At 35.9% G+C, this 16,290-nt stretch carries 14 protein-coding genes; 1 reads left to right on the top strand and 13 read right to left on the bottom strand.

From position 1 onward, the window contains the following. Positions 1–32: 32 nt before the first annotated feature. The 6 genes from H7F21_RS03490 to H7F21_RS03465 form a co-directional block, all read right to left on the bottom strand. A complete protein-coding gene (locus H7F21_RS03490; RefSeq protein WP_246431410.1) occupies positions 33–1,694 on the bottom strand; it encodes a hypothetical protein in 1,662 nt (553 codons plus the stop codon). 211 nt (positions 1,695–1,905) lie between these two features. Next, on the bottom strand, positions 1,906–2,877 hold the full coding sequence (locus H7F21_RS03485; RefSeq protein ID WP_185787831.1) for a Gfo/Idh/MocA family protein: 972 nt from the start codon (positions 2,875–2,877) through the stop codon (positions 1,906–1,908). A gap of 8 nt (positions 2,878–2,885) precedes the next feature. Further along, on the bottom strand, positions 2,886–4,289 hold the full coding sequence (gene uxaC / locus H7F21_RS03480) for a glucuronate isomerase (RefSeq protein WP_185787830.1): 1,404 nt from the start codon (positions 4,287–4,289) through the stop codon (positions 2,886–2,888). A gap of 255 nt (positions 4,290–4,544) precedes the next feature. Continuing rightward, complete coding sequence (locus H7F21_RS03475; RefSeq protein ID WP_185787829.1) at positions 4,545–5,057, bottom strand: LacI family DNA-binding transcriptional regulator; 513 nt, start codon at positions 5,055–5,057, stop codon at positions 4,545–4,547. A 5-nt stretch (positions 5,058–5,062) separates the two neighbouring features. Next, entirely contained in the window at positions 5,063–5,728 is a 666-nt protein-coding gene (locus H7F21_RS03470) for a bifunctional 4-hydroxy-2-oxoglutarate aldolase/2-dehydro-3-deoxy-phosphogluconate aldolase (protein ID WP_185787828.1), read from the bottom strand. 4 nt (positions 5,729–5,732) lie between these two features. Continuing rightward, a complete protein-coding gene (locus H7F21_RS03465) occupies positions 5,733–6,779 on the bottom strand; it encodes a sugar kinase (protein WP_185787827.1) in 1,047 nt (348 codons plus the stop codon). A 146-nt stretch (positions 6,780–6,925) separates the two neighbouring features. Here H7F21_RS03465 and H7F21_RS03460 point away from each other — a divergent pair, with 146 nt between their 5' ends. Beyond that, the gene (locus tag H7F21_RS03460; protein ID WP_185787826.1) at positions 6,926–7,951 is read left to right on the top strand and encodes a LacI family DNA-binding transcriptional regulator; all 1,026 of its coding nucleotides are present in this window, start codon (positions 6,926–6,928) and stop codon (positions 7,949–7,951) included. Positions 7,952–8,026: 75 nt separating this feature from the next. On the opposite strand, the gene H7F21_RS03455 is transcribed toward H7F21_RS03460, so the two are convergent. The 7 genes from H7F21_RS03455 to H7F21_RS03425 form a co-directional block, all read right to left on the bottom strand. Continuing rightward, complete coding sequence (locus tag H7F21_RS03455) at positions 8,027–8,779, bottom strand: SDR family NAD(P)-dependent oxidoreductase (RefSeq protein WP_185787825.1); 753 nt, start codon at positions 8,777–8,779, stop codon at positions 8,027–8,029. Between the two features lie 32 nt (positions 8,780–8,811). Further along, positions 8,812–10,095 carry an MFS transporter gene (locus H7F21_RS03450; protein ID WP_185787824.1) on the bottom strand — a complete coding sequence of 428 codons (1,284 nt, stop codon included), beginning with the start codon at positions 10,093–10,095 and terminating at the stop codon, positions 8,812–8,814. A gap of 24 nt (positions 10,096–10,119) precedes the next feature. After that, the gene (locus tag H7F21_RS03445) at positions 10,120–10,821 is read right to left on the bottom strand and encodes a FadR/GntR family transcriptional regulator (protein WP_185787823.1); all 702 of its coding nucleotides are present in this window, start codon (positions 10,819–10,821) and stop codon (positions 10,120–10,122) included. Positions 10,822–10,949: 128 nt separating this feature from the next. Further along, positions 10,950–11,816: a polysaccharide lyase family 7 protein gene (locus H7F21_RS03440; protein ID WP_185787822.1), complete on the bottom strand. Its 867-nt coding sequence runs from the start codon at positions 11,814–11,816 to the stop codon at positions 10,950–10,952. A 90-nt stretch (positions 11,817–11,906) separates the two neighbouring features. Then, positions 11,907–13,442, bottom strand: a complete 1,536-nt coding sequence (locus H7F21_RS03435) for a PKD domain-containing protein (RefSeq protein WP_185787821.1) — start codon at positions 13,440–13,442, stop codon at positions 11,907–11,909. A gap of 11 nt (positions 13,443–13,453) precedes the next feature. Further along, entirely contained in the window at positions 13,454–14,668 is a 1,215-nt protein-coding gene (locus tag H7F21_RS03430) for a PKD domain-containing protein (protein ID WP_246431409.1), read from the bottom strand. Between the two features lie 13 nt (positions 14,669–14,681). Further along, on the bottom strand, positions 14,682–16,286 hold the full coding sequence (locus tag H7F21_RS03425) for a RagB/SusD family nutrient uptake outer membrane protein (protein ID WP_185787819.1): 1,605 nt from the start codon (positions 16,284–16,286) through the stop codon (positions 14,682–14,684). Positions 16,287–16,290: the final 4 nt, after the last annotated feature.

The raw sequence follows: 16,290 nt of genomic DNA, 5'->3' as shown, positions 1-16,290 counted from the left end.
GTGATTACAATCTAAAGATAGAAAAGATAGTCTTAATTCTTAATTCGCTGTGTTAATTGATACTTATATAAAGACGGAATAGTTTCTAAAGATTGATTAATGCGGTCTAGATGGGCGTTTGGACCATAATTTACTTCAATTTTATGATTACCCTTGACGCCAATTACTCTTGCGAAAGGCCCATCTTCCATGCCATTCAATAGTATCGATTTAGAAGAATCCATGCCCTCTAAAAACATGACCTCTATATTCCAAAAAGTGCTGTAAGCGCCATGCGATGGTTTCCAATAGCCTGCACCACCACCTGCGAAAAGCGGATAAGTTCTATTTTCTTCTGGAGTTAAGTGCACTTTGATATTATCAAATAAGTTTTGATGATTTGCGCCAGAATGTTGATCTAAAATAGGATCTACAAAAACTTCACAATCCAAATAGACACTTTTTGTTGCCAAAGTATTAAAACTGAGAGGGTGTTCTGCCATATTATAAACTTTAATCCCTCGGGCCAGCACATTATAAGTCCCTTGCATCATTACGGTATAATGTGCAAAATTTTCACCTTTAGTAACGACATCACTTATAGTAACATTGGCAATTTCTTCTGTTATTACACCACTATCAGCATTATCAATCATAACATTGTTTACCCAACTGTTGTAAACCCGTGTTAAATAAATAGCATTGAAACCTTTTTCCACATGGTGTGCAACTCTCGGTGATTTTGGAAATGTTACTCTAAAATGCTCAATACCCACTTCTTTAAGATGGTTCCACTTTACTATTTGAGCCTTGTAATTAGGCCTTATATCAATTGTTAAAGGACTACTAATTGTAATCTTATTAGCTTTAATTGCGGTGATTTCTACTTGCTGCTTTATTAAAGGTAAGTCAGGGAAATTCCAATGATGACTACCCACCTTAACATCCTGATTTTTATAAAGATCATAAATGATTTCGCCATCCTCGCCATCTTTATTATAAAGTTGAAGTTCTACTACATCACCAACGTTTAAATCTTTAATGCTTGATGCCTTAAGCGTAAATGTTCCTCGTTTCCCTGAAGAAATATCGGCTAGAACATCATAAGGCTTTTCATACTTCTGTAAATATGGTTTTACTCGAGTATTCGGTACTTTTGTCCAAATAAAACCACCTGACCAAGCATATTGGGAAAATGGCAAATCGATGTTATTCTCTTCTTCTCGTTGCCTTTTATCAAATTCAATTAAGTACTCCCTAAGTTCTTGAAGCACCTCTGGATCTTCCATGTACATTAGAGGTCTTGGACAATAAATTTCTGTACCATTAACACCTGTGCCTGCGCCTTTCAGCACAAAATTACTTCGCTCTAGATATAGTATGTCGCTTAAAATAATTCGTCCAGGAGGCAATTGCAAAGTCACCTTACCATCAAATTTCAAAGCTTCTTTTATGGCAATTTTCAAAGCTTTGGAGTCGTCTAAACCATCATTAGCTACTACACCAAAGTCAGAAGCATAAAAAACTTCGCCCACATTCATAGGAATTTCTACCTCCCCATTATGATAACCAGCAAAACTAAAATCGGGTAGATATTTATCGTCTTCATTTGATTTTTCTTCAAGCATCCTGGGAAGCTCCTGTGCCATAGACAGTGAACAACAAATGAAACCCATTACAATTGAACAAAGTATGGCTTGAAAATGTTTATTCATCGATTATGATTTTACCTCGTAAATATAGCCTATGTTAGGTTATCTAATGTCCAGAAATGGTCATACAAAAGTTTTAAGTAGTACTAACATTAAAATATTGGATCAAATCTAGATAATGAAGCTACATTTAAAATTCTGAACAATAACTACTATATCGTATTTCTTGTGACTAAATCAACTATTAAGATTCTGAGGTGTATCGCTGGATAAATTATTGTGAAAACTCATCTATAATCTGCATGCCCATTATTCCATCCTCAATAGGACAAGGATTTACACTTTTACCTAAATAATAATTTACTGTAGCTTGTATTAATGGTTGCTGTATATGTTTTGGATGGTCGAATGTTAAGACCTCACTTCTTCCTTTTGATTCTAAAATAATGTCTTTCCCAAAAAGGGGAAAAGCAACAGAACCATGAGTTCCTGAAATACGACATTCATCCAGTTCTTCGCCCTCCGGAGCTATAAAATCCCAGCTTGCATTGCATGAAATACCATTTTTAAAGTTTATGGTTCCTTTAGTTTGAGATGCAACATTTTCAGTTGAATGTTTAAATGTAGATGATCCTGAAAAACGCTCTACCGCACCAAACCAATAGATCAATAAATCTAGTTGATGTGGCGCCAAATCATTAAAGTATCCACCTCCCGAAATTTCAGGATTGATGCGCCAATTGCTTTCTGATTTTGTAGTTAAAGCTGCTTTCCTAGATTGGAACAATTTCAAGTTCACTGAAGTTATATCTCCAATCACCTTTTCATCGATTACACGTTTCACTTCTAAAAACATTGGTAATTGTCTCCTGTAATGCGCAATGGTGAGTTTAGCAGTACTCTTTCTTAGAGCATCTCTCAGTAATATTGCCTCATTAAAATTAAGGGTCATCGGCTTTTCTATATACACGTTTTTATTGGTCTTTAAGACCTTTAGTGCATATTCAAGATGCGTCGATGGTGGTGTAGCTATGTATATAGCATTTATATCTTTATGATTTATTATGGCATTGGCATCGTTAAAAAATAAGGGTACTTTATGTCTTACAGCATAATCTTCCGCTTTTTCTGCATCTCTTCGCATTACTGCTAGTAGTCTTGAATTTTCCACTTGCCTAAAGGCAGGACCACTTTTCACCTCAGTAACATCACCACAGCCAATAATTCCCCAAACGACTTCTTTCATTATATTTTTTAATTAAAGTCAAAATAGTTTTTAGCATTGTAGTAACAGATATCGCTAACTATTTTGCCTAAGTGTTTTTCGTCATTCGGTAATTCTCCATTCGCAACATCATTGCCAATGAGATTACAAAGAATTCGTCTAAAATACTCGTGCCGCGGAAACGATAAGAAACTTCGTGAGTCGGTAAGCATGCCAACAAAACAGCTTAAGAGACCTTGATTGGAAAGCGTATTCAGTTGTTTTTCCATACCATCTTTTTGATCTAAGAACCACCAAGCCGAACCAAATTGCATCTTACCTTTTATGGTGCCGTCATTGAAATTTCCAATCATAGTTGCAAATACTTCATTGTCTGATGGATTAAGATTATATACAATAGTCTTTGCCAGTTGATTGCTACTATCTAATGTATTTAAGAATTCACTCAGAGCTCTTGCTTGTGAGAAGTCACCTATGGAATCGAAACCAGTATCTGGTCCCAAAGAATCCAGTAAACGCTTATTATTATTTCTTATAGCACCTAAATGCAATTGCTGTGTCCAACCCTTAGCATGATACATTTTACCTAAATGAATCATAGTATGAGATTTAAAAAACCTGATTTCTTCTGAAGACAATATTTTTTTAGCCTTTATCTTTTTGAATAAGTCCTTAATATCGAAAGTATCATTTTCAAAATAATACAGTTGTTCTAATCCATGATCCGCTAATCGCCCTCCAACTTCATGGAAATAATCAACACGCTTTTGAAGCGCGTGTATGAGATCTTCATAATTCTCGATTGAAACTGAAGTTACAGCTTCTAATTTTTCTAAATATACATTGTAAGCACCCATGTTTTCAACAGCGAATGCCTTATCTGGTCTGAAAGTTGGAAAGGTTTTTACTTTTTTATCCTCCCTATGAATTGCCATGTGATGCTCTAAGGTATCTGTAGGGTCATCTGTTGTGCATAATGATTCTACATTCATCATTTTTAATAAACCATTGGCCGAATGTGATTTCCTCATTAAACACTCAGATGTTTTATTCCATACAGACTCTGCAGTTTCTGGTGACAACATTTCGTCTATATCAAAATAACGCTTCAACTCTAAATGCGTCCAGTGGTATAATGGATTTCTGACGGTATAAGGTACCACCTCAGCCCACTTTAAAAACTTGTCCTTGTCAGTTGCGTTTCCCGTGATATATTTCTCATCGATACCATAAGCTCTCATGGCACGCCATTTATAATGGTCACCAGCTAACCAAACTTGTGTTATGTTTTCGAATTTATAATCTTCTGCAATAGATTGTGGAGACAAATGATTGTGATAATCAATTATTGGAAGTGATTTTACATAATCATGATAGAGTGTTTTCGCAAAGTCTGTTTGCAATAAAAAGTCATCAGTAATAAAAGAAGTCATATATACTAGTTTGCAGTGTAAATATACGCAGTAAAATTATTTGGTTAATGAGCTATAGTGCAATACGGGTCTATTATCGTACAACTATTTAAAATCGTATTTACTATAATGATGAAATATACCTCTCCTTAATACATGAAAAATGAAAGTTGGCTCTTTTATTTCAGCAATTCATTGAAGATAGTTGCGAAGGTATTAGTACAAGAAATAGCATTTTTTCAATCCGCAGGGCAACCCCAAGTCTTGAGTTTGATTCTATAAAGCTAGTAATCTTGTTAGACTTTGCTCAGCACGTTTGCTAATCTCCTCAATCGAATGATACTCTTCAATATTTAAAGCTTGAACAGGCATAGAATAGTTAGAATAATTTTTAGTCCTAGGCTCTTTAGAGATAACTATGATGCCATGAACGGACCCATCATTTAAACTATTAATGTAATTTTTTTCCCTTGACTTGTTGCCAAAAGATTGATAAAACAAAATTCTATAATTCTCGATTTCCGCTTTTTTTTGAAGACTATCCAGTGCTTGGTTAAAACAGCGCTCAGTCACTTTAGGAACAATAATAGCAATAGACTTTGAAGTTTTACTTCTAAGTGAAACAGCATAATTATTGGGTATATAATTATGCTGTTTTGCAATATTTCTAATGGCCTTACGGGTTTCTAAGCTAATGTCTTTCTTATTGTTCATTGCCTTGGATACTGTAGATATAGAGTAACCAGACAAACAAGAAAGCTCTTTTATTGTTACTGCCGCCGACTTCACAATTTCTATTTTAGTTCATTAATAATTGCTAATGCATTTCGCGTATCTGATTCAATTTTTGATAAATCATAATTACCTTCCGCATTTTTCGCAATGAGTTTAGAGCCCATTCCAACGCACGTTACGCCAGCGTTAAACCAGCCTTCCAAATTATCTCTTGTAGGCGAAACACCTCCAGTAGGCATAATGCTAGTCCATGGTTGCGGTCCTTTGATTGCTTTTACAAACCCAGGTCCATAAATTCCACCTGGAAATAGTTTTACAACTTCGCAACCTAATTCTTCTGCTCTACATATTTCTGTTAAGGATCCACATCCTGGAGACCACATTACTTTGCGTCTGTTACAGACTAGAGCGATGTCCTCTCTTAAAACAGGAGTTACAATAAAGTTTGCACCAAGAGCCATAAAACGCGAGGCACTTGCCGCATCAGTTACAGAACCAACTCCCATTATCATCCCTGGAAGTTCTTTAAGAGCGTACTTGTTAAGCTCTCCAAATACTTCATGAGCAAAATCTCCTCTTGCTGTAAACTCAAGTAACCTAGCACCTCCATCATAAACCGCTTTAACTACTTTCTTACTAATTTCTAAATCTCCATTATAAAACAACGGTACTAGACCTGTCTGTTTCATAACATTCGCTACTTCTAATCTTGAAAAATTCGCCATAATCTTATCGTGCTACTCGTCCAGAGGCATCACCTCCCATTAATTTTTCTACTTCTGCAACGGTTACCAGATTGGCATCACCTTTAATCGTATGCTTTAAACATGAAGCTGCTACAGCAAAGTCCAATGCGTTTTGATCATCCTCAGGATACTTAAGTAATCCATATATTAAACCTCCCATAAAAGAATCACCTCCACCAACACGATCAACGATATCCGTAATTTGATACTGACGGGTTTCATACATTTTTTTACCATCATATAATACGCCAGCCCATGTGTTGTGGGATGCTGAAATTGAACCACGTAATGTTGTTATTACTTTCTGAGCTCTTGGAAATTTCTCCATCATCTGTTTACAAACTGACAAAAATGCTTCTGCTTTTACATCGTGACCGTGCTTGTGTACATCCAAACCTTCGGGATGAATACCGAAATGCTTTTCAGCATCTTCCTCATTACCCAAAACAATATCGCAGTATGATGTTAACTCCGTCATTATTTTTTCTCTATGAGCATCGTCACAATAAGTCCATAATTTAGCTCTATAGTTTAAATCCGTAGAAATAGTAACCCCCATATCGCTAGCTACTTTAACAGCTTCTAAACAAGCATCCGCAGCACCTTGGGAAATCGCTGGTGTAATACCAGTCCAATGGAACCAAGCAACATCTTTAAAAACCGATTTCCAGTCAACCATTCCTGGTTCTATTTGGGAAATAGCTGAATGCGCCCTGTCATAAACAACCTTACTACCTCTGCTTACTGCGCCTGTCTCGAGAAAATAAATCCCCAAGCGTTCCCCACCATATATGATTTTATCGACACCTACACCTCTTTTTCGCATTTCCATCATGGCACATTGACCAATATCATTTTTAGGTAAGCGTGTCACAAAATCTACTGGAACACCATAGTTAGCAAGTGATACCGCTACATTAGATTCTCCACCACCATATATAACATCGAAACTTGTGGATTGAGAAAATCTTAGAAAACCTGGAGGTGCCAATCTTAGCATTATCTCTCCAAAAGTGACTACTTTTTTCATTTTTTTAAGTTGTTTAATTAGTTTATTCAATAGTTTGCTTAAACGTTTAAGCAGTTTTGAGAAAAATAAATCAAAACCTCCTGATTTTGATTGTTAAAACTTAAAGCATTACTTTTGCTTAAACGTTTAAGCAAATATATAAAAACTTGGCGAATAAAAAAAGAACAACAATCAAGGATATAGCTAATGCACTTGATATTTCTGCTGCGGCTGTTTCTAAAGCACTACATGATGACCCTAGGATTAGTAAAAACACCAAAGAAGCCGTAAGACGTATTGCTAAAGAACTAAACTATCAACCTAATCATCTCGCCACGGCCCTACGCAAAGGAAAAAGCAACTTAGTAGGGGTTATAGTACCAAGGACTAACAGTAACTTCTTCTCTTCTGTTTTAGAGAGCATGGAAGAAATTCTAAATAAGGCTGGTTATAATATTATCATTACCCAATCTAATGAATCATTCGAAAAGGAATGTCAGAATATTGATACATTACTATACACGCAAGTCGATGGTATTATTGCTTCCATGGCCAATGAAACTGTTGACCTATCATATTATGAAAAAATAAAATCGAAAGGAATTCCCTTAATACTCTTTGATCGTGGAGAGAATGATTTAAATGTAGATTATGTAGGGATCAATGACTATAAAAGTAGTCTAATGATTGTAAAGCATTTGGTTGAACAAGGTTGTAAGCGTATTGCCCATATTGGGGGTTATAGACGTACTAGAATTTTCAACAATAGAATTAGAGGCTATATTGATGCGATAAAAAAATACAACTTGCCTTTTGAGGACAGCTTAATCACTGAAAGTTCCTTAACACTTTTAGATGGTCGTAAAAAAATGATGGACTTACTAAATCTAGAAAAAAGACCAGATGCTGTGTACGTTGCAGGGGACTACGCAGCACTTGGCGCTCTACAAGTCTTAAATGAAAATATGATTAATGTACCCAATGACATACGCTTAGTCGGATTTGGAAATGAGCCTTTTACATCATTAGTAACTCCAACGATTACCAGTATAGAACAGCACAGTAAAGATATTGGTAGGCTGGCTGCAGAAACATTCTTAGAGCGTGTTGCGCAAGCGGAATTAAAACAGACGCTGAATAAAATAATTTTGGACGCAGAACTCATTATTAGAGATTCTTCCAAAACAAATTAAGCGCTATGCTTTTGACATAGCGCTTAATCAAGTTGATGAGATAAAGCTAATTAGCTACTCAAATTTTAATTGCTATTATATTCCTAAACCTTGTCCACCGCCGACTTGTATAGTTTCTGCAGTTATAAATCTTGCATCTTCACCAGCTAGAAATGATACAACTGCTGCTACTTCTTCGGGTTGGCCCAGTTTACCAAGTAAGATATTGTTCTTCCATGATGCAAAAACTTCTGGTTTCGTCGATTTTATCTGCTTGTGAAAGTCAGTGTCTATCGTTCCAGGCGACACTGCATTAACTCTAATACCATACTCAGCTAAATCCTTAGCTAAGGCTCTAGTAATAGCATGAACTGCGGCCTTAGATGTGCCATAGATTCCTGCTCCTGGTCCACCAGCATTCCAGCCAGCGATTGATGTATAGTTTATAATTGAGGCATTTTCTCCATTTTTTAGATATGGTATAGCAGCTCTAGAAGCAAAAAAAGTAGAATCTAAATTCAATGCCATTACTGATCTATAAAATTCGGTAGTCATACCCTCAAATCTAGATCTACCTCCTAATCCACCAGCATTATTGACTAGTACATCGATTCGACCATATTTATCTCCAATAGCTTTAATATTAGAATTTACTTGATCTTCATTTGTAACATCAAAACCATAATATTCTGCGTTGATTCCTTCGTCCGAAAGTTCTTTTAGTCTTTTCGCTCCAGCTTCATCATCTATTCCATTCATAATGACGGTATAACCATCTTTACCTAATCTTTTAGCTACTTGGAAACCAATACCTCCAGTTGCTCCTGTTACTATTGCAATTTTGCTCATTTAAATTATGTTTAATTCTGTTATATTAATTTTTATTCATTGGATTGATCTACCAATCCTACCTTTCTGATGAAAATAAAGATTACCAATACGGCTAATACCACTGAAATTGTAATTGCTACAAATGCTGGTGTGTATGACCCTCCTTCTGTAATTCTACCAATAAACCAATTCATTATCATTGGTGAAAATGCTGCAACAGTGCCAGCTAATCCGGCCAACGTTCCCACTGAAGGCCCTTTAAATAAATCACTAGACAAAGTTTGTATATTACCTATTGCGAATTGGAAACCGAATAGTGCAACACCCGCCAAATATATAAAGGTCATGTAATTAGAATCGCTAACAAACACCATAATGGACACAAAGCCTATTATAATTAGAGCGCTACCTAACACTATACTTGCTTTTCTTCCAAAGTCAGTCGAAGTGCGCTTTATTACCTCTTCCGTAAACATACCTCCAAGAATTCCACCTGCAGCTGCCATTAAATAGGAAATCCACATGGTATTTCCAATTTCTTCTATACTAAGTCCGAATTTGGAATTTAAATAAATTGGCATCCAACCTGCAAAGAACCACCAAATTGGTTCAATGAAAAATCTACATAGTAGAATTCCCCATGGTTGCTTAAAACTCAGTATTTTGGGTACACTTAAACTTTTGGCCCCTTCAACCGCCACATCATTATTAGCTATTCGATCATTAAGGATTAGATTTCTTTCGTCTTCAGATATCCAGGGATGAGTTTCTGGTTTTGATTTATTTACAACTAGCCAAGGAATTACCCAAAGCAATCCCAAACCACCGAGTATCACATACGTAGCTTGCCATCCAAACTGGGCATATAAATAAACTATAATTACCGGAGCAACTACATTGCCTATCGACGCTCCTGCATTAAAAATACCCTGCGCTAACGCCCTCTGTTTTACCGGAAACCATTCGCCATTACTCTTCACAGCTCCTGGCCACAATCCTGCTTCCCCTAAACCTAGTAGCCCTCGAACTATTGATAACGAAACTACTCCTCTTGCCAAAGCATGAAAAGCTGCTGCTGCTGACCAGACTACAATTGAAGCAACAAACCCTATTCGGGTTCCTATTTTATCATATAATCTACCTGATAAAAATTTACTAGCCGCATAGGTAAACATGAAAATATTTAACATTAAGGCATAATCAGAATTATCCATGCCCAAATCTTCACCCATCTCAGGCCATAGTAAAGCAAACGCTGTCCTATCTATATAGTTTATAACTGTTGCGACGAAGATTAAACCTATAATCCACCATCTTAATCCTTTTATTTTCATCTTAGTCTTTTTTAAGTTGGCTAATTATATATTATAACAATATTGATACAGCACACTAAAGTGTTCTTTCATCTTTTGCTTTGCCAATTGCGGGTTTTGCTGCTCAATAGCATCATAAATTGCTTGATGCTCTATAATTCCTTGTTCGGCTAAACCTTTATCACATACATGGTATTTTTCAAAATTTGTAATAATCTTTGGGGTAATCATTAACATGAACGTATTCATGGTACTATTACCACTTGCCTTTGCAATAGCCAAATGAAATAATAAATCTTCCTGCACGGCGTCTTCTCCATTTAGCACTTTCTCCCTGTAAGCTGTCAGTGCTGATTTCATGTCATTTAGATCTTCAATTGTTCTTCGTTTGGCCGCTAGTCGAGCTGTTTTAAGTTCTAATAGTATTCTGGTCTCCACTAGAGATTTGAAATCTTGTTCTTCCAGTCTTAGAATATCATCTATCATTCCATTCATTGCAATGACGCCAATATTGGCTACGAAAGTCCCACTTTGTGGTCTTGAATTCAGAAGACCGTAGAATTCCAATTTTTGTATTGCTTCCCTAATGACACCTCTAGACACCTCAAATTTTTCGGATAACATGCGCTCTGAAGGCAATTTATCTCCTGGCTCAAGATTCTTATAATTGATTAGATCCCTGATTTCCGAGATTACCCTGTTTTGTATTTCCGAATTATCTGATTTTATCGTTGTGTCTAATTTCATATTCTATAACTTCTTTTAATGGTCCAAAAGATTTTTTCACAAAATAACATAAACTAATATTATGTAACGAAAAAATGTTTAAGCTTTGCAGTATTAAAGTCGTTTCAAAAGAATTAGCTTATCTATATTTAATGACTAACTTCTAATTCATAAAATCTCACTTTTGCATAAGCACCTTTATCCCTAGATTGGAAATAATTTCCAGCTTTAAAATAATTTTCAAAGATACCCCATTTTTTCATGTGTATACTTTCATAAACTTTATGCTCATTACCATTAAGAACAATTACCATTTTTCCATCCGAGACCTTGACTTCTAAAGTAAATTTTCTGAATCCTACTTCTTGTTCAAAATTAAATCCTTCATCATCATCCCAGGCATCTTCTAATAATATTTGAGTATCTGAAGCATTTATGTTTTTCAATACTTTAGTCTTTACTCTAACTTTACCCTTGTCCCAATATATTTTTAAAATAGGTGGTGCATTGTTATCGTCTTCACCAATTAAATCTCTTTGTTCATTAGTTAATCTGCCATGAATTTGCATAATAATGACCCTATGATACTTGCCATCGTCATCTCGCGTTACCTCATCCATTTGGATTTTACCTTTCATGTAAGCACCATCCTTAAATGTCCAATTAACATTATTATCACCAGGCACCATTTGCTCTCTCAACTCAGATCTTGTATACTTGGTATTTTTAGTTTTAGAAGCTGTTGGCATCGCATGAAAGACAATTGCTCCTTTAGTAGAATCTATATACATATAAGGTTTTGCAATTTCGTTTGATGCGAAATCAGAAATTTCAGGTGGTCCTATTTCATAGGGTTTTCCTTTATTATTAGTCACTGGAAGTGTCACTTTCCAATGACTTAAATCGATGTTAGGCAATTTGACTTTCTTCTTACGCTTTTTCTTCTTTTTAGTTTCTTTTTTTACCTCTGACCGATCCTTTTCAGCCTGCTGTGTTTGACCAATCAGAGAAGTCATATTAAAACATAACAGTGTAAAACAAACGAGTACTATTTTAAAATTATATGTTGTTCTTGAGTTAAATTTCACGAAAATCTATTTTACAAATTAAAACCCAGGAGTATTAATGACTACATCTGTAAGAAATACTTCATTAGTACCTGTAACCGTATTAGTTGGTACAAAGTAGAAAATCACAAATTTTTGATCTGTTGACACCAATATATCATCTGTATTTTCGTCTACTCGGCTTTGCGGAAAACTAAAAGTTGCATCAGCGTTAAAGCTAAAAGTAATTTGTTGCCACGTATTAATATCATTTGAGATTACTTGCTGGCTAGCTAGTGTTAAACCTGGTAACTCATTATCGCCAGCTGGCTCGCCTGATAAAATATAAAAAGTACCTTCAACATCGCCAATAGGTGTTGTTTCAGTTTTCACAAAAGCTGAAATCGTATAACCTTCTACTCCTAATTCTACTTCAAATGGTTGATATGCTCTTTCTCCTGAACTATCGAACTTAAGAGATCGTCCAGATGTTCCACCGGCAGATTGTGCATCAGTTCCGGAAGAACTACCTTTATCTGTAGTACCAGTACCGCCATTATTTGCAGGAGTTGAAACCCAACCTTCTAAATCATCGTTTCTCCAAAAGTTAAAAGGTGTTGGAGATCCATTATTAAAAGAGTTATCAGGATCTACAGTCCAAGCATCAACGAGATCATTATTATTGTTCTCTGAAGTTGGATAAGTTTCCATATCTCCATTTTGAATAACAGCAGGAAAAGTAGGTGTAACGCCACCAACTGGAACAGATATTGTTATATTTCTAGCTACACCGGCCTCATTTGTAGTTGTTAAGGTAACGTCATAAGCTCCTGGAGCTGCATAGGTGTGAGTAGGATTAACTTCATTAGACGTATTGCCATCACCAAAATCCCAACTGTGTGTTACGGCTAAAAGAGAATCATCAGTAAATTGTACTGTTAATGATGAAACTGAAAATGTAAAATTAGGTACAGTAGATAAAACTAGACCTTCTATACTTTTGGTAACAGAAAATGCTCTACCCAAGAAATCAGTCGCTGTTAGCGTCGCTTGAAATGTATCTTCGGTCAAATACCCATGTACTGGATTAAAATCCGGATCTTGTTCTGTGTCTTCAAGTTCCCATTCAACTATGGTTCCATCGCCAAAATCCCATTCCAAACTACTTGCTCCAGAAGTTAAATTGTTAAACGTGACTTGTGAATCTAAAGTTGTAAAGTCGAAATCCACAAAAATAGGTGATACATCCGCTGTCGCAGTGGCCTCTAAACCATCTGAACTTATAGTCGTTAGTGTTACGGTATATAATCCACCTGTAGCATATGTATAATCTGGATCTGCCTCAGTTGAAGAATTACCATCTCCAAAGTCCCATTGGTAGGACACAGCATCTGTGGAATAACTTCTGAACACAACCGTTAAGGTATTATCGGAATCTAAACTCGTCGTAAACAAGGTGTTAGGCTGTATGTTATTTACATTTCCACTTGGTGGGACAAACTCCTCGTACCCATCATCGTAACAGGAAGCTAATGAGAACATTAAAACTAAGACAAAAAGACCTAGCGCATATTTTTTTATTAATGTATGAGTCATAATATTATGTTTTATTGTCTAACTATTATATTAAAGGCATCTAACCTCGCTTCAACACCAGAGTTGTTTGCAAAAATTATAACAGATTCGTTTTCTCCTGCTTCAAATGTTATAGAATGTTGTTGAAATACATTGTCTACCCTTCCAGCATTTGTATCCACCCTGAATGCAATGATATTTTCTTCCAATTGAGCTTCCGCAAAATTTGAAGTATTTGGGCTTAGAATGGATACTTTCATCTGACCAGGCGCATCTTCTTCAAACGCACTAAAATAGGTTAGTACGTATTCTGCTCCAGGAGTAACTTCAATTTCTTGGTACGCTACCCGTGCTCCATCTGGTGGAAATTTAGCCGCTTGAACCCCATCTGGTAAATCGGCTCCAACTCCAGGGCTAGTGTCTGTATTTATTTGAATTACGGTAGTACCGCCTCCAAGAGGACTCCAAGCACTATTACTAGGGACTCTCCAAGAGTCTCTTCCATCACCTGTTCCATCAAACAAGCTATTATCTTCAAAACTAGCCTCTGCTATCTCTGGCACTGGAATTGTTGGAACAGCTTGATTCACCGTAATTGTTCGTTCAGTGACATCTGATTTCCCAAGATTATCCGTTACTGTAAGACCAACATTATAAGTTCCCGGACCTGGGAATTCGATTATTAATTCTTGATCTTCCAAAGTTGCTGGAACCAATGCTAAAATTTGTGCTTCTAAGTCTGCAACATTTTGCAAAACCTCATCCGAAAGCGCATTTTGAGCATCTATAAGTGCCTGTTCTAATGTTGCTAGTTCCGCTTCCATTACTACCACTCTAGCTGGATCATCTTCACATGGTATTTTAAACTCCAAATCGGCAATATCCTCTTCTATAGCTCTTACATCTGTCAACTCTGCATCTATGAGTAATTTCAGGATAGGTAAATCTTTATTAATTAAAGGTACATTAAGACTACTACCGTTAGAATCGGTTACGCTCCACAGATACTTTGTTCCATTAACCGCCAAATTAGATCCAGCTTGAAAGTTGAACTGATAGTTAGCAGATAATTCATTGTCTTCACAATCAAACTCAGCAGAGGTAATCTCACTAAAATTATAAAATGGTGTTGGACCTGTTATATCTTCTAGATCACCAACATCAGCTAGATCATCACTAACGCAAGCGCATAGCGTTAACAAAACTGCTAGTGAGAAAAGTCTTAATCTTGACATATTCGTTTTCATAATTCTTTTATTTTTAGTAGCCATTATTCTGTGTGTAAAAATTAGGTAAGTTATCTATTTCCCTTTGTGGAAAAGGAAGATACTTTTTGTCTGGCGTATAAGCTAGACTATTTTGTACAGAAAAGAGCTGTAATACATTATCTGCTTCACCAAATCTAATTAAGTCATACAAGCGCTGGTTTTCGTATACAAATTCAACTCTTCGTTCTTCTAAAAGATCTTGTCTTGTTAGATTAGCAACTTCCTCCAGTCCAGCTCTTGCTCTAACTTGATTGAAAGCGTCGATAGCTCTTGGATCTGTAGTACTATTTCCTCCTGCTAATATAGCTTCTGCATATAACAATAATACATCTGCATATCTCAAAATTACCCAGTCGTTATCACCAATTTCACCATCTGTTGGGAATTTTGTATTAAAAACATCAATAGTATTATTAGAAAGAAAAGCACTATAATCATTAGGGTTTACCGAAGCATAAAATCTCACAGGCTCTAATTCTGGATTCATGACCTCTAAAAAATCAATACTAGCTATATTAACACCGTTCGATGGTCCTTGTAGTGTCATTGCAAAACTATGAGACTCTGAATCGGTCTCGACTTGGTCATCTAAGCCACTATCGCTCGTAACATAATTATCACTACTTACCAGATCATAGGCAATTGAAAATATGACTTCATCATTGATTTCCAATGCCGGATTGTTAGACCAAGACCCTTCAAGAGTACCATCGCTAAATCCACCAGAGATTTCATTACCAAACACATTGCCAAAATCAATAGCAAGGTTGGCATAATATTCTTGGTCTGTTAAAACATCTATCGTTGGATCTATTGGATCTGCATTAAATTCAAATTGTTCGGCATCATCTCTATCTGTAAAAAGTAAATCATAACCAAAAGACGAATTATTCTCTACAACTGACGCCAACAACAACTCTGCCTCAGCATAATCTGGATTCGGCTGGCTTAAATAAGCTTTTGCAGCTAAACATATTGCAGCACCTTCAGTCGGTCTATATCTATTTTGCTCTGCTCCATTTAAAAAAGCTATTGAAGTTTTAAAATCATCAATGATTTTTTCATATACTTCCGATTCTGGTAATTGAGGATAATCTCGTGCTTCATCAATATTTGGGTCTAAAACCTTATCTATATACGGTACGTTTTGATATGCACGAACCAAATTAAAATGGCATAAGGCTCTCATAAAATAAGCCTCACCAACAGTGAATTGTTGATCCTCTGGCGCTAAAAAACGATTATCAATAATTGTATTGGCATGTTTAATCGCAGCCATATTATTTGAATAATATGTTGCTACGTCTCCATTATTTGGATCTACGTTATATCTGTTTATTTCAGGGAAGTTTCCGTTTTCTGAATTAGCTCTAACATTATCAGATCTTAACTCTATTAACAAAAATTCATTTGCTGGAACTTTTTGATAAGCGTCTAGAACGCCATTGGCCAACAACTGAAACCCGTTATCCGTCTGCAATAATTCTTCTAAAGAAAGTGCCGTTGGGTTAGAAAGGTCTAATTCTTCTTCACAACTCACAAATAAAGCTGAAATAGAAAAACAAAGTACTGCTGATTTTATAAATATCTTTTTCATAATT

This window comes from Winogradskyella flava (assembly GCF_014243395.1).
GTDB classification, from domain to species: Bacteria; Bacteroidota; Bacteroidia; order Flavobacteriales; family Flavobacteriaceae; genus Winogradskyella; species Winogradskyella flava.
This window is presented reverse-complemented; position numbering and strand designations above follow the sequence as displayed.

What these genes read in the sequence shown, in the direction of transcription:
- H7F21_RS03490 (WP_246431410.1), bottom strand. Translation starts at nt 1,694, where the DNA reads ATGAATAAACATTTTCAAGCCATACTTTGTTCAATTGTAATGGGTTTC.
- H7F21_RS03485 (WP_185787831.1), bottom strand. Translation starts at nt 2,877, where the DNA reads ATGAAAGAAGTCGTTTGGGGAATTATTGGCTGTGGTGATGTTACTGAG.
- uxaC (WP_185787830.1), bottom strand. Translation starts at nt 4,289, where the DNA reads ATGACTTCTTTTATTACTGATGACTTTTTATTGCAAACAGACTTTGCG.
- H7F21_RS03470 (WP_185787828.1), bottom strand. Translation starts at nt 5,728, where the DNA reads ATGGCGAATTTTTCAAGATTAGAAGTAGCGAATGTTATGAAACAGACA.
- H7F21_RS03465 (WP_185787827.1), bottom strand. Translation starts at nt 6,779, where the DNA reads ATGAAAAAAGTAGTCACTTTTGGAGAGATAATGCTAAGATTGGCACCT.
- H7F21_RS03455 (WP_185787825.1), bottom strand. Translation starts at nt 8,779, where the DNA reads ATGAGCAAAATTGCAATAGTAACAGGAGCAACTGGAGGTATTGGTTTC.
- H7F21_RS03450 (WP_185787824.1), bottom strand. Translation starts at nt 10,095, where the DNA reads ATGAAAATAAAAGGATTAAGATGGTGGATTATAGGTTTAATCTTCGTC.
- H7F21_RS03445 (WP_185787823.1), bottom strand. Translation starts at nt 10,821, where the DNA reads ATGAAATTAGACACAACGATAAAATCAGATAATTCGGAAATACAAAAC.
- H7F21_RS03440 (WP_185787822.1), bottom strand. Translation starts at nt 11,816, where the DNA reads ATGACTTCTCTGATTGGTCAAACACAGCAGGCTGAAAAGGATCGGTCA.
- H7F21_RS03435 (WP_185787821.1), bottom strand. Translation starts at nt 13,442, where the DNA reads ATGACTCATACATTAATAAAAAAATATGCGCTAGGTCTTTTTGTCTTA.
- H7F21_RS03430 (WP_246431409.1), bottom strand. Translation starts at nt 14,668, where the DNA reads ATGAAAACGAATATGTCAAGATTAAGACTTTTCTCACTAGCAGTTTTG.
- H7F21_RS03425 (WP_185787819.1), bottom strand. Translation starts at nt 16,286, where the DNA reads ATGAAAAAGATATTTATAAAATCAGCAGTACTTTGTTTTTCTATTTCA.